The following is a 15,278-nucleotide window of genomic DNA, read 5'->3' as shown; positions in this document are numbered from 1 at the left end:
TATTTGTGCGCACAATCCCCAAATAACCCTTCACATTGCGGCAATAATTAGATACGTTCAAATTTTAGATACATTTTCGACGCATTTGTCAATAGTTAATTTATGCGAAAAATATAAATTCGCATAATCTTAGAGGCTTGATCAGCCATACTTACCCCTTGCTGCTAGCCGCTTTTTCCAACAATATCCTATATACACAAAACACAAAAAATAAACACTCATAAAACTTAATTATTAAACTTTTTATGCACATAAATATGTAGAATAGTTTATAAATATGTAGATTATGTTCATATCTACATAGATTAAAACGGATTAAAACGATTGTTGTGTAATAGTAAGTTTTTTAAAGGTATAGATTGAAGTGTTTATTAAATTGAAGCTATAAAAAACAAAAAAGCACCCGAAGGTGCTTTTTTGTTTCAATCATTTTTAGTTTTCTATAAGGTCGAAGCCGCAAGAAATTAATGTAGCCATTATTTTCTCAAGTAATAAACACTCATTTTAAGCGACTTTGTATGTTATTAGACAGATTAAGATTAGTTGCTTCTTCTGATATGTACGTACGGTAAAAACAAATCCCAATACTAGCATAGCAATGATTTCTGGAATAACCAGATATAACAATAATGTTTTTAATACTAACCATGCTCCAGCTTGAAACATTTCCGTTATCTGTCCAAAAATCTTTAAAAAATAATAGTTTTCAATTGTTCCTAATGATTAATAAAACAAAGAATACATTCATTCCATAATCGTACTGCAAAAATATTTTACAAATATCTCCTCTCAAATAGACACCAATGCAATGGAGAAAATAGCGAGGCCATACCCTTAAAAACAACAAAAAAAAGCCTTGAGTACTCAAGGCTTGTGTTTTATGTATGGAGCGGGCGATGGGAATCGAACCCACGCTATTAGCTTGGAAGGCTAAAGTTCTACCATTGAACTACGCCCGCTTATTTAATGGTCGGGATGACACGATTTGAACATGCGACCCCCTGGTCCCAAACCAGGTGCTCTACCAAGCTGAGCTACATCCCGTTATTGTGTAATTAAGTGGCGCGGCCTAAGAGATTCGAACTCCTGACCTTTTGATTCGTAGTCAAACGCTCTATCCAGCTGAGCTAAGGCCGCAAATAATGGAGCGGAAGACGGGAATCGAACCCGCGACCCTCGCCTTGGCAAGGCGATGCTCTACCGCTGAGCCACTTCCGCAAAACTTAATTACTTTCGTTTGTCACTCGCAACATTTCATCGCGGCGACAAGTAATAATATATCACCTTCAAAACTAAAATGCAAGTGTTTTTTAAAACTTTTTTTGATTTTTTTTAAGAACCCCGATGAGTGCCGTCATTACTAATGAAATGAAGGATCGCATATAGCGTGATGCTCCCTTCTATATGCGATCCTGTAAGCTAAACCATTACTTTTTTGTCACTCGTACTTCATCTATATGCAGCACCGTACCGCCTGGTGAATTTACATAGAAGCCAACATCAAGTTGTCCAGATGTTACATATACATCATCAACACTGATATATGTCCATTGACCAGTGTGATTAATGTCGGCATCTATTCTTGATCCACCATAATAATCAACTTCAAGTCGTGCGATGCTAGCAGCGTTTCCGCTTAGACGAACTCGTGCTTCCACCTTATAGTGGCTATTATTTGCTGGAACAGAAATTGTTTGGTGAATGCTTTGCTGGTAAGCACCTGATGAATAGAAGTAAGCGCGATTTTTTCCTGTCCAAGGAGCCTCTGGCGGATTCATACCGTTACCGCTGTCTACTCCAAATGCGAGTGCTTGACCAGCTGGATGCCATTCTGTCCAATTACTATCGTAGCCTATTCGTTCAAAACCACCATTATCTAATAAATTCGCTTCACTTCTTGTTTCGGTAATCGTTCCTTGAGAAATAAGCACACGATCCAAATTAACATTTCCACTGTCACTACTGTCATATCTAAATGAAATCGTATTTACTCCAGCATTAAGATTGACAGTTTGCACAACTTCTGACCATGCATTCCAATTTGTTCCATTGGCTGGAAGCGTATTTTGGCGAACTTTTACACCATTTACATAAGTGCTAATCGTTTTGTTTGTACCGCTGCCGTTAGCATAACGAAGAGATAGATTATAAGTGCCTGCTGTCGGAACTTCTATATTAAAGTCCGCTCTTGCACCTGCAGCAGTAAATCCGTCAACAAATGATGTTCCTGTATAGAACCAATGATCTTGATTAGTTGATGCGCCACCTGACAACTTAGCTCGTTCAAGCTCTACCTTTGCTTGAACTGGATAGAAAGGCACCTCAATATAATCGATGTTAATATTACCTGTGTCCCCTGCTTCTGCATCATACTGTAACGTAATGATATTACGTCCTGCCACTAGCGGTAAACGCTCCGTTTGGATGCCCCAGCTACTCCAGTCTGCAAGTGGAGACAATGTAGTTGAGCCTATTCTTTCCCCGTTGACAAGAATACTAACGCTTTGATTATCACCTGTACCGTTCGCATATCTTAATTGAACGTCAAAGTCTCCTCCTGTTTTTACATCTGCATAGAAAGTTACTGCTGCATTTTCCTGATGCAATCCGTCAACATAACCTGAGCCAGAATAGCCTGCATGCTGGTCACTTACTGTAGCCATAGTAGCAAGCGAATCCCCTGTCAATGAAGCCTCCTCAGCCTCATAAATAGCGCTTGTACCAGTTACAGTTGCAGAACCTGTTGCTTGAATAAGCTGAGCGCTTGAGTCGCCAGCAGGAACTAAGACATAGGTTACTGGACCATATAAATCTTGACCAACTGCCCAACCGCTGCCGCCAGCCAGTTTAAGCTCAGTTAAACTGTTGTAGTATGGAAGACTAGAAGAATTGCTGCTAACTGCAGTAGCCGCTTTGCCATGTAACTTAATCAAGTAGGACTCAACATCTGGATCATAGTCTCCAACTGCACCATCAATAGTTAACTGATACCCTGAACTTCCTAGATCTTGTGCTGTGAACTGTTGCTTAAAGTAATTGTCGTTTTCATATTGATATGTTTCACCATCATCATCATAATACGTAAATTCGCTTGGCTGTGAGCTTGGGAAAACGTCAACCTCTACCAATTCCACTGGTTTTTCATTTACATAGTTCAGCACTTCTTGAGATGGAATAATTGCACCTTGCTTAATAAAAATAGGAATGTCTGTCCATGTCTCATCATTAATACTGTATGCAATCGTTTGACCACCAGTGTAAGTTTGTCCTCTAAAGTAATCAATCCATGTACCTTGAGGCAAGTAAATTTGCTTTGTCTTTTGTTCTTTGCCAACTACAGGAGAAACTAGCAAGTAATCTCCAAACATCCATGCGTCTGTATAGTTAGCAACATTAGAATCATTCGGATAATCAAAAATTAATGGACGAACTAAACCTACGCCATTTTCATACGCTTGACGCTCATAAGCGTACATATAAGGCAGCAAGGAATAACGCAAGTGCAATGCGCTCTTTGATACTTCCTCTGCTGTTTTACCGTAGAACCATGGCTGTCTTTGCTGATTATAATTACCATGCAGTCTTGCAACCGGTGTTACGACAGCAAACTGCATCCAGCGAGTATATAGCTCAGGGTTAGGATTCATTATAGTACCGTCGGGCTGATTGAATCCGCCTGCATCCATTCCCCATTTTGGCTGTCCCATATTGATAGCTGAAAGCATAATCGGCAATTGCTCCTGCATACCGGTTGCCCAAGTGAATAGCTCTCCCTTGTAAAATTGTGAGCCAATATCTCCGGACCATAGAGAAGTGGCATAACGTTGTGTACCAGGATAATACGTACGTGCAGTTTGCCATATGCGCGTGCTATCTGCTGTATAATTTCTTTGGCCTTCATACATAGCTTGTGACCAGTGCAATGATGTGAAATTTCCAAACCAATATTGGGCAGCGCCTGAGGAAACTTTATCCGTTTCGTCATTCCACCAGCCAACAATACCTTTATCAAAAGCCTCTTCGCTCTTCTCCCATAACCAAGCTCTTACTGCACTGTTATAAGGGTCTACACTTCGAACAGTAACAGGAATAAAGTAATCGGTATACTCATAATGGCCAGGGTACCAATAGCCACCCGCTTCAGCATCATAATATTGCGATGTCCGATTATTGCTAAAATCTTTTGTTACAATGCGAGGCTTTGTAATTCCAATCAGCTTAATCCCTTTCGCATCCATATCATCTTTCAAAGCTGTAGAAGAAGAACTTGGGAAGTTAGATGTGTTCCATTTAAACTCACCGTAACCAGATTCCCCATACTTTTTCCAATCATAATCTAGAGCATAAGCATCTAGCGGAATGTTAGAAGCGCGGTAACGATCAACATAAGTTTTTAGTTCGCTCTCATTAATTCCCCATTCAAAGTTGCTTAGCCCTAGTGACCATTTTGGCATCATTGGAGATGTTCCAGTGATTTTTGAATATGCACCCATAATATCGTACGGATCTCCAACCATCAGATAATATTCAACATTAGTTTTTTCATATCTTCTACCTTCAACTGGAGTTCCGCCGTAATAAAATTCAAGTTTACCAGTAGCCCCTTCGGTATATGGATAACCACCGTCACTGTCAACTAAAAGACCATAACCAGCAGTAGACCACATGAATGGACCGCCTGCATCTCCTTGATGACCTGCATGTGCAGGATGGTCGCTGTTATTGCGAATAATACCACCAACATCCTCCATCGCATCATAACTGCGAATACCGTAAATGTTGTGACTGCTGTCATGTCTAAATCTTACACCATCATAGAATACCCCGCCGCTGCTTGGTTCCCATAGCAATGTAGTGCCATCAGCTTTTTTAAGCGTTAATCTTGTCGGATATTTGGCAATTTCAACTTTCAACTCACTTGTTGTAATTGTAATCGGGTCACTTGTTGTATTAATGGTTGCTCCTACGTCATCCCAAGTTAAATCTGGGTCAATCATTGGTGTACTAGGACTTGAAGCAACAGCATTTGGACGATAATTGACCTTTACAATATTTTCAGATACTACTCCAATTTCTAAAATATCGTCATTAGGCTCGCTTCCATTATCGATCGTTAATACAACCTGATCATCGGTTACAGAAACGTTAAGAACGTTACCTAAGGACGGAACGTATGCATCTGCCGCTTGGGATGCGGGCAGCAACCCAAGTGGCAGCATGAGGACAAGCACTAGTAAGATATGAATTGTACTACGGATCTTCTTTAGCTGCTTCATTTGTATCTTCATCCTCCTTCTAATTTACATTAATTAATTGGATAAAAGATTAACGTACTACAATATTGTCGACGTTAACTCCTAATGCATTGCCAGCATCATAGCGTATCATTATCTTGTTATTGCCTGCTGAAAGCGTGACATTAGTTGTAGCCGTTTCCCACTCATCCCAACCAGATGTTGCAGGCAATGATAAAGTCGTTACATAGCTTGAGTTAACGTAAATGTTTCTAGAAGCTGCTCCTGCCCCTGATGAATATCTAACATCAAGATCATATGTGCCTGAAGTTGGTACATACACCTCGAACTCGATATAGTCGCCAACTGTTTCAAATCCGTCTACGAAACCTACACCGATATATCCGCTGTGATTATTGTTCGTTCCAACATTGTTATGTTTTGCAAATTCTGCTTCATACCCTGCTTTTGCAGTTCCAGTCAGCGTTACTGTACGATCTGATGTACCTGCAGCCACTTTTACATAAACAAGTTGATTTACACTGTCATAATACCAACCTTGACTTACACTGCTTAATGCAGAGATTGATGATTGCTCAGGAACGCTGGTACTATTAATCGTTACTGCTGATGGCTTGCTGGCAAATACTTGCACAGTACTGTTCATATCCATCGCTGGCAATGTAACATTCACTTCCCCAGTGCTAAAGTTTTCATCTGCAATTATCGTTTTAATTGAGGCACCCACACTGCCGCCGCCAATATCATCATTCCATTGATAAGTAGAGTAGCCAGACGGATAAACGCGGAATACAAGATTCTCATAGGAATCCAGTTCATTACCGATCGTGCCTGCAAGCTCATAGTTCGCATTTAAATTAAGCGGCAAGATTGCTCCTGCTTTAACAAAAACAGGGATCGAGTCTTCATCTGCATAGTAATTAATTGTTTGATTGCCCGGTCTTTGTGCACCGTAGAAGAAATCAATCCATTCTCCTTCTGGTAAGTAAATTTGCTTGTTCGTCGTACCTTCATCAACAATTGGAGCTACTAACAACTGGCTTCCAAACATATATTGATATTGAAGATTATGAGTATTGCTGTCTTCAGGGTACTCCAAGCTCATCGCGCGCATTAACGGCACCCCGGTTAAGCTTGTTTGTGTAGCTTCACTATAAATGTAAGGAAGTAAGTTCATGCGCAAATTAGCAAATTTTTTGAAGGTCGTCATGATCGAATTGTCATTACCATTGCGCGCTACAGCGTTCCAAGGTGTACGCTCCTCACTAATAGTTGGATTTGCTTTCTCGGAGTGAATTTGCATAACAGGTGTAAATGTACCTAGAGCAACCGAACGTTTGTATAGCTCAGTGGAAGGATACGATCCAGTAAATCCACCGATATCCCAGCTCCAAAACGGTACGCCAGACATATTCGCAGATAAACCTGCTCGCAACGCTTGTTTTAATGTATTAAAGGATGAATCTTGATCGCCTGCCCAAAGTGCTGGATATTGCTGAATGCCTGTTGTACCAGCTCTACTAAAAGACATAGCATCTGATTTATACGATTTTGCTAAATCATAGAAAGCTCTAATATATTCATTCGGGAACTGATTGCGCATCTCGTCTCCCTTTTTACCATTGTAGAACGTCGTATTTCTTCCCCAAATGATTTCGCCGCCATCAGTCTTGAAACCGTCAATATCCATATCGCGCAATAAATATTCACGCTTAGACAGCCACCAATCTGTTGCTGCAGGATTCGTAAAGTCAGGCACTAAGCTGTTGCCAAACCATCCATTAGCAGGAATTCGGTAGTCGCCGCCTGAACCATCCTTAACATTGTAACCTTGAGCAAGCATATAGGCTGTGTCATTATCTTTTTGCTGATAAGGATATGGAGTATATTTTTGCGATGGATTTTGCCATAACAGAACACGCAGCCCTGCATTATGAATATCTTCAATCATTCCTGTCGGATCTGGCCATCTGCCGCCGTAAGTGAAATCTGAAGCTGAGAACGTTTGATCACCCGATTTTGGTGTATACGTAGCATCATTCCAAATATAGAATGTTTCTTCATCACTCCATTGCTCGAGCACAATTGCTGTTGCAGGAATTTGATGTGTTTGCAATTGATCTAGCACGTTTTCTACTTCACTTTGACGATCCCATTCATTGGCAGACAACCACAAGCCAAAGCCCCATTTAGGTAACAAAGCTGGTAAAGCAACATCGTTAGCATAATGCTCCATAACTTGCTTCATATCGCTGCCTGTATAAATCGTATAGTCAAGCAGTGAAGTAAGGTCACCGCCAGTATCAACAGAGAAACGATACTGATCATTAGCTACTCCGCTTGAAGCCATTTCAAATTTTGAATAATATGTGCTGTTAACTAGCAAACCGTAATTTTTAGTACTAACAAAATAAGGAATAGACATATATGTTTTTTCATTTTGATTCAAGTATTGATTAAACACATAGTTATCAATAACTTGTCCACGCTTGCCCAGCTCGTTATAACGCTCGCCAAAGCCATAAAATTGCTCATCAAGTGGCGTGTAGAAATTATCTTGAACTTTATCAATGACGCTTGACCCGTCAGTTAGCCATGACATTGTACGACTTAATGAAGGGTTATACTGTTCAGTAATTAACGTTGTTCCGTCTGCCTTGTAAATACTCATGCGGAATGGATTTTTCTGTACACGAACGGTAATGTCTGATGTCTTTACATCGTAGTAAGATGAGGTTTCGTCAACGGTAAAAATGGCTTGTCCGCTATCAAATGTTCCTAATCCATTTGGCGATAGCTGAACTCTTACCGTTTCGCTGTTTTCAAATAAGAGGTTTAATTTCGGAGTAAAGGTGCCTGTATTCGCTTCACCTTCGAATACAATATGATCACCTTGATTACTGTAGCTATTGATTTTCGCTAAACTTTCCCAATCAGTCACCTTAAATTCGAATGGTCCAACCGTTTTCGTATTGGTGCCATTCACATCTGCTTTGACATAGTAAATGATATGGTCACCTTTGTTAAAACTGCCTAGTGCTGCTTCCCAGTACGAATCACTGGAGGAATTATATTTCCAAGAGGCACCTATCGGTGTTTGCCATACGCCATTCTTTTGCCATTCTACCCAAACTGATTGACCGGGTTCAATCTCCCATGTATTAGCCTTAATATATACCATTTCCCCTGCCTTTGGATCTCTCGGGTAACGCTCTGACTCCTGTACCGAGTACAAATCGTCATCACCATAAGGATTGTGCCACACTCCCGAAAGAGCCATAACTGGCATCACTGTGGCATACATAAGCACTAATACTAAGAAGCTGCCCAAACTTGCTCGAAGAATCCTCTTCTTCATCCGCATACAATCACTCTCCTATTAAAAATAGAATGAATATGTGGGTGATTCTATGAAGTAAGCTGGGAGAAAAGGCCTCGCTTCTCTCCCAGCACAATCCTAAAATGGTCTACCATGCGATAACTTGGCTTCCTTGTGACAATCGCACAAGCAAGTCATTACCGCGACGCAAGAAGCAACGTTCCTCTAGCTCATTCTCTGTTTTAACTTCCTTCAATTCGAGATTATTTAGCATGATTGTAGGGATATGTCCAGCCTGCTTAATCCACAATACTGGATTGATTCCACCTTCGACTTCTGCCTTTAACACGCAACCGCTATTCTGTACTTCCACATTTAATTGAACAGAAATGTTCGCTTCATCCTTAAAGCTATAGTGAACTTGCGAAGTCGCATACATAATAAATACAAGTTCATGGTATCCGTCTACTTGATTGCCAACATGCGAAGCAAGCTTTAAGCTATCATCTAAGTTTACTGGAACGACTTGATTTTCTCTTAAATAAACTGGAATATGCTCAAGCTCCGCCTCAATCGTTAACTGCTGTCCACCTTGAATCGGTTTCTCATATTCATTAAAGAAGCTAATCCAGCTTCCTTGAGGGAAATATACATCAATCTTTCTCAAACCATCCTCTAATATAGGAGCAACAAGCAATGCTTTACCAAACAAATATTCAGTCTCGATCTTGCTTGCTATAACATCATCTGGATAATCCAACAGCAATGCTCGCATAAGCGGCTCCCCGCTTTGTGAACTGTACTGCGCTTGCTCATAAATATATGGAAGTAGATTCATTCTAAGGTCAGCGAATTTTTTATAAATCGTTAACACTTCAGGGGTATTGGTACGCTCAGCAATGTTCCAAGGCGTGCGATCCATATTGAATTGCCCCTTGCTTTCTGCGTGGTATTGCATTACTGGGCAGAATGCAGCCATTTGAGTCGAGCGAATATATAGTTCAGCAGTTGGAATTTCCCCAGAAAATCCTGCAAAATCCCATCCCCAGAAAGGAATTCCCGATAAGCCGCTGCTAAGCCCTGCAATAAGACTTGAACGGAAGGCTTGGAAAGTTGATTTTTCATCTCCAGCCCAATGCATAGGTACATTTTGCGCTCCAGTATAACCCGAACGGCTGAATGTAATTGCTCCGCCTTTTACAAATTGATTTGCAAAGTTATGGAAGGCACCGACATATGTGTTGGAGTATTCATTGCGCATTGCTTTACCGTCTCGCCCATCCGCAAATTGCAAATCACTGCCGTAAATACATTCCCCACCATCAGTTTTAAATCCATCAATCCCTATTTCTTCCAGTAAATATTTACGTTTCGATAGCCACCACTGTGTTGCTTGCTCATTTGTAAAGTCAGGAACTAGACTGCCGCGGAACCATTCAAAGCCAGGTATACGATAAGCACTTCCGTCTGCCCGCTTCACCATATAACCATTAGCAATCATATATTCCTCGTCAATATCGTGTTGAATATGAGCAAGACCCTCCATATACTTCATCACTGGAGCTTGCCATAATAGAATCCTTAAACCAGCTTCATGAATCGTCTCGACAAGCCCTTTCGGATCTGGCCATCTTCCCCAGCTTGGAAACTGGAAGTCACTATAGCTGAACACCTCACCTCCAGACTTAGTTTCATATTGCGCGTCGTTAAAGATGTAGAATGTAGCCTCGTCACTCCATTGCTCAAGCACGATTACAGTTGCCGGAATCGAATACTTTTTATTTTGATCTAGTTGATAACGCGTTTCTGCATCGCTATCCCAGTTATTACTGCTCATCCAAGGGCCGAATGCCCATTTTGGAGGAAGTTTTGGTCGCCCAGTAATCGCTGTATATTGTGATAGTTGCTCAGCAGGCGAACCAGTTAAATAATGCCAAACTAGCTCACCTTTAGAACTATCAATATCAGCTTCTATTTCTAATAAATCAGTCTGCGCAGTGCCAAAGCGGAATAACGAATATAGAGAGCTTGCTAAAAAGACCCCAAAACCTTGCGTCCCAATAGCAAGCGGTACAGGGATATACGTTCGATGTCCTTGATCCTTGTACTGGTTATAGACATAATTATCAATTTCACAATTAGAAAAATTTAGCGTCTTAAATCGCTCGCCCATGCCGTACCATAAAGATGAAGGTTCGATCGTAAAGGCTAGCCTTGCTTTTACCAATTGACCTGAACCATTCATTAATAGTTGAATAACAGGAACATTGGCTTGTTGATCTGCTTCGCTAATTGCGATGAGCTCTTGCTTTTGGATCTCCTGTTCATCTATCGTAACAAGCTTGTAGCGATCAGTGTCATTTACACGCTCTCTTTGCACGATGCACCATTGATTTTGGTTCGTTATGAAATAGTAAAGTAGCGCGCCATCCTTAGATTTATATTGAAGCTTTAAGCTTTCCCAAGCTAAAACATCATATCCAAATTGATTAGATTGAATTAAGCTGCCAGCTTGGTCAATTGCTGAAAAACAGTATTTAACCTGGCTATACTTTTCTGCTGGAGGAATATAACCTTCCCAAACCTGCTCGCCACTTTCAGTAACTGTACTTATAAGTTCAGCCTCTTGCCACGGCTCTTCATTCACCTGATAGCTCAAATATACATGGCGAAGCTCTTTAACTTTAGTTCCTTTAATGAACACCCCTACACGCACCTGAGAATTTTCAAGCACAATTCTCGGAGAGCGTTCATTAATTCCGGAAAAATACGGACACTCTGCACCAAGCGGCACATGATCGAAGCTTAGCTCGGTCACATCCTCATGCAACTGAATTAACTGTTCTGCTGCAGCCACCCAATTCCGCTCTTCATCAGACAACTTGCTAGCCTTTGCTTGAGCTTGGTTACAAAGCTGCTTAGCCTTTACTTGCTGCTCACTTTCTGCATAATACATACTAAAAAATGCTGCTTCTTTTCCAGTTAGTAATGATTCATCAATGTTTTCTAAAGCTTTCAGCAAAGCTAAATCTCCTGGAGTGAAAAAACCAAATGGAACTGTTGCCAGTACAATATCTGCTTCAACGTCTGAAGTCCCCTGTTCACTCACCATGCCGATATTGTTCATAAATTTCGAGAATAATTGCTCTCTCATCTCTTTGCATGTTCTTAATGCGAGATCAGATAGTTGTAAAAAGGTTGCTGAACGTAAAGCCGCATAATATAAACCAAGCTGACTTAAAAATCTTCCTTCTTTATTCGGATAAATCCAATGTTGCTGCGGCTCTTGCCACGCTTCTGCGATTTGGCTAACTAGCTCATAAACAAACTGTACAGATTGTTCGTAGTGTGTTGTATCCTTCGTTTTTACTACATATTCCCCTAATAACCATAACCAGCCTGCCAAGCATGGCAACGGCAGTTGCTGCTTATCTGATAAGTTGATAATGCGCTGAAGCTGCTCGCTCGCAGCTTCAGTATGGCCACGTTTTAATTGCGCATAAGCAAGCAAAAACTGATCAACTGTGACCACCGTTTCTTTATGATTTAGCATTATTTAATTCCCCCTAGCTGTAAGCCTTCTTTAAAGTACTTTTGTGCAAATAAATAGACAATAAGTATTGGGATCATTGAAATTAAACTGCCAGCCATTAAAATATTGTATTTACTAGAAAATTGACCATTTAGCTGAGCTAGAGCGAGTGTTAGTGTCATTTTTTCTTTTTCAGTTAATACAATAAGCGGCCAAAAATAATCTCCCCATGCCTCCATTACAACTAGCACACCAAGCGTCACAACAATCGGTGCGCTAAGCGGGACTATAATTTTACGAAATACTTGAACGTGGTTAGCACCATCCATATAAGCCGCATCAAGAAAATCATCGTGAATAGTTTTTATATGTTGACGTAGCATAAAAATTGCAAATGCATTGAAGATCGAAGGAAAAATAAGTCCTGAATACGTATTAATAAGCTGTAATTCCTTAAGCACTAGAAACATCGGTATTGTCGTAACTTGAGCTGGCACCATCATTGTCGCAAGATATAAAGCGAATAACACTTCTCTTCCCTTAAACTCCACTTTAGCAAAAATATAAGCTGCCATAAGTGCAGAAAGAAGACGCACAACTGTCGTACCAATCGTAATAAACGTACTATTCATTAATGCTCTAGCGAATGGAAACAGTTCAAATAGTTTTTCATAGGCATTAAAACTAATTGGATCGGGAATCCATTGAATTGGAATACTCATTAATGCGCCTTCTGTTTTTAAAGAAGTGCTAAGCATCCAGACAAATGGCAGCAGTGCAAAAAACGCCAATACACATGCTACAACATAAAAAAGTAATGTTTGGAACTGTCGATTAGCTGTCATAGTGCACCCACTTTTTTTGCAGTTTCATCTGAATCATCGTAAAGATGAAAATAATGATAAACAATATCCATGAAAATGCAGAAGCGTAACCCATTTTGTAGTAGTTAAATGAATAACGATAAATTCTTTCTACCATAACTTGTGTCGATCCATACGGACCTCCCTCAGTCATTATCATTACTTGCGGGAATAGTTGAAAGGAGTTAATGATGCTGATAATCATGACGAAGAATAAAATCGGTGTTAACAACGGTATCGTTATTTTTACTAGTTTTTGTACTGCATTAGCTCCATCAATTTGCGCTGCCTCGTAGTAGCTTGGGTTAATTCCTTGTAATCCGCCAAGCAGTATTAAAGAAAAGTAACCAAGATCCTTCCATACACTTGCCAGTACAATACCTGGAATTGCCCAGTTTGGATCCTGCAACCAAGCTGGTCCATCTATTCCAATAAAATCTAGCAGTTGATTAATCGGACCGTAATCCTTGCTTAGCAACCATTTCCAAATCAACGAAGCTGCCACCCATGAAGTTAATACAGGTATAAAATAGATGACTCGAAATAAGCCAACGCCCTTACGTTTCTGATTAAGCAATACTGCACATAATATCGCTACAGCCAACATAAGCGGGATATAAAGTACAATAAAGTAGAATGTGTTACCTAAAACTTTCCAGAATTCTTCACTTTTTAATATTTCTATATAATTAGCTATGCCAAGAAACTGAGGCACACCTTCGGCAATGCTCCATTCATTTAGTCCATTCCAATCAGTAAAACTAATGATGAACGAATATACGATTGGAATAATACTAAATACAATCAGTCCAAATAATGACGGCAACAGAAATGCCAAAATCATCATTCTTTTTTTCCAGTTTGAATTTCTTATCATAGAGCACCTCATTATATACGTAGGAGCAGTAAGATGATTTAATATTCTTACCGCTCCTGTCCGTCAAAATGAATTATTGCAATTTGATTTTACTTTCTAACTCTTTTTGTGCATCATCAAGCGCTTGAGCTGCAGTTACCGCTCCTTGCGCAGCTTTAGATAGATGCTGAGTTAAAATATCATTCATCTCATTAAATTGCTCAATTACAGGAGGAGTTATCAAGTAATCTAGTGATTCAAATACTGCTTCTCGATTTTCAGGAGGAGTAACACTTAAATATTTCTCTTGTACCTCTGGATAAGTAACGGCTGGAAGCTCCCAGTTAGCATCGACGCGAATTTGAGCCGCCTCTTTGCTTGCTGACATAAAGTTAATCCACTTAACTGCCGCTTCAGCTACTTTGCTCTTTTCATTAACAACATAACCATTAGCAAAGAAATGTGTTGCTTTTTGTACGTTACCTGGCTCTACTGCGATATCCCAGTTAAAGGAAACGTTTTCTACAAAGTCCGGGAATGCCCAAATACCTGTAATAATCATGCCTAGACGTCCGCTTTTAAATAAATCCCAATCTCCCATACCACTTAGCTGTGCATCAGATGCCATAATATTTGTTTTATTGATGCGATCAGCTAAATGTTGTAGTGCATCAATATTTTCTGGTCTGTTTACAGTAAATGTTTTTCCGTCTTCACTTAACAGACTGCCGCCATTTTGCTTAACAGCTTTGAAAAATTCGAAAAATTGAACGCTTTGATGAACACCAAAAATATCTTCACCTAAAGCGCGAATTTTCGCAGCTGCTTCGTCCATGTCTTCCCATGTCCAATCATTTGTTGGATAATCAATATTCGCTTGGTCAAACAAATCTTTGTTATAAATAAGAACAACGTTAGAAAAGCTAGCTGGTAAACCATACTGTACTCCATCACTTTGGAACGCTTTTAGGGCTGTTTCATATAATGCAGCTGTATCGAGTTCATACTCATTTAAATTTTTTAGTACACCTTTCTTTGCATAAGAAACAAAATTTTCAAAGTTTAATTCATATGCATCTGGTGCATTCCCACCGGCAACACGAGTTTGCATTTGTGTAAAGTATTCATCAAAACCAATTGTTTCGATATCAATTTTGATATCTGGGTTTAGTTCCTCAAACTTTTGACGCATAGCCTCAAGTGCTGGAGCAGCCTCACCTGATCCTGAGAAGTTGGCGAATTTAACAACGACTTGCTCCTTGGCATTAGCGCTTGAGTCATTTGAATTGTTACTAGTTGTACCATTTGAAGTATTGCTTGATGAATTTCCATTGCTGCTACAACCAATTAGTGTACAAAGTAAAATTGCAGAAAACACTAAAGATAATTGCTTTACCCATTTCGCTTTCTTCATTCTTACCATCCCCCTAAAAAAATAAATTGGTTTTTTTAT

General features: G+C 39.9%; 6 protein-coding genes and 4 tRNA genes. All 10 read right to left on the bottom strand.

The annotated features are described in order from the left end of the window. Positions 1 to 885: 885 nt before the first annotated feature. Positions 886 to 959, bottom strand: a tRNA-Gly gene (locus tag AC2TDL_RS11380). Between the two features lie 8 nt (positions 960 to 967). After that, positions 968 to 1,044 (bottom strand) — tRNA-Pro (locus tag AC2TDL_RS11375). Positions 1,045 to 1,060: 16 nt separating this feature from the next. Further along, positions 1,061 to 1,137 (bottom strand) — tRNA-Arg (locus AC2TDL_RS11370). Between the two features lie 6 nt (positions 1,138 to 1,143). Further along, positions 1,144 to 1,218 (bottom strand) — tRNA-Gly (locus AC2TDL_RS11365). 209 nt (positions 1,219 to 1,427) lie between these two features. After that, positions 1,428 to 5,276: a TIM-barrel domain-containing protein gene (locus AC2TDL_RS11360; protein ID WP_484696232.1), complete on the bottom strand. Its 3,849-nt coding sequence runs from the start codon at positions 5,274 to 5,276 to the stop codon at positions 1,428 to 1,430. A gap of 49 nt (positions 5,277 to 5,325) precedes the next feature. Further along, on the bottom strand, positions 5,326 to 8,613 hold the full coding sequence (locus tag AC2TDL_RS11355; protein ID WP_484696231.1) for a TIM-barrel domain-containing protein: 3,288 nt from the start codon (positions 8,611 to 8,613) through the stop codon (positions 5,326 to 5,328). 109 nt (positions 8,614 to 8,722) lie between these two features. Further along, positions 8,723 to 12,127, bottom strand: coding sequence for a glycoside hydrolase family 31 protein (locus AC2TDL_RS11350; protein ID WP_484696230.1), 3,405 nt, complete (start codon positions 12,125 to 12,127; stop codon positions 8,723 to 8,725). Beyond that, positions 12,127 to 12,951 (bottom strand): carbohydrate ABC transporter permease, encoded by an 825-nt coding sequence (locus AC2TDL_RS11345; RefSeq protein WP_484696229.1) that lies wholly within the window; start codon positions 12,949 to 12,951, stop codon positions 12,127 to 12,129. The genes AC2TDL_RS11350 and AC2TDL_RS11345 overlap by 1 nt, the downstream gene beginning before the upstream one ends. After that, positions 12,941 to 13,846, bottom strand: a complete 906-nt coding sequence (locus AC2TDL_RS11340; RefSeq protein ID WP_484696228.1) for a carbohydrate ABC transporter permease — start codon at positions 13,844 to 13,846, stop codon at positions 12,941 to 12,943. Before AC2TDL_RS11340 ends, AC2TDL_RS11345 begins: the two co-directional genes overlap by 11 nt. 73 nt (positions 13,847 to 13,919) lie before the next feature. After that, complete coding sequence (locus tag AC2TDL_RS11335; RefSeq protein ID WP_484696227.1) at positions 13,920 to 15,239, bottom strand: ABC transporter substrate-binding protein; 1,320 nt, start codon at positions 15,237 to 15,239, stop codon at positions 13,920 to 13,922. Between the last annotated feature and the right edge of the window lie 39 nt (positions 15,240 to 15,278).

It is taken from the genome of Paenibacillus sp. plas6 (assembly GCF_057221655.1).
The sequence above is the reverse complement of the archived record's forward strand: the minus strand, read 5'-3'. Positions and strand labels throughout refer to the sequence as shown.

Coding starts and splice junctions, on each gene's coding strand:
- AC2TDL_RS11360 (WP_484696232.1), bottom strand. CDS start 5,276: ATGAAGCAGCTAAAGAAGATCCGTAGTACAATTCATATCTTACTAGTG.
- AC2TDL_RS11355 (WP_484696231.1), bottom strand. CDS start 8,613: ATGAAGAAGAGGATTCTTCGAGCAAGTTTGGGCAGCTTCTTAGTATTA.
- AC2TDL_RS11350 (WP_484696230.1), bottom strand. CDS start 12,127: ATGCTAAATCATAAAGAAACGGTGGTCACAGTTGATCAGTTTTTGCTT.
- AC2TDL_RS11345 (WP_484696229.1), bottom strand. CDS start 12,951: ATGACAGCTAATCGACAGTTCCAAACATTACTTTTTTATGTTGTAGCA.
- AC2TDL_RS11340 (WP_484696228.1), bottom strand. CDS start 13,846: ATGATAAGAAATTCAAACTGGAAAAAAAGAATGATGATTTTGGCATTT.
- AC2TDL_RS11335 (WP_484696227.1), bottom strand. CDS start 15,239: ATGAAGAAAGCGAAATGGGTAAAGCAATTATCTTTAGTGTTTTCTGCA.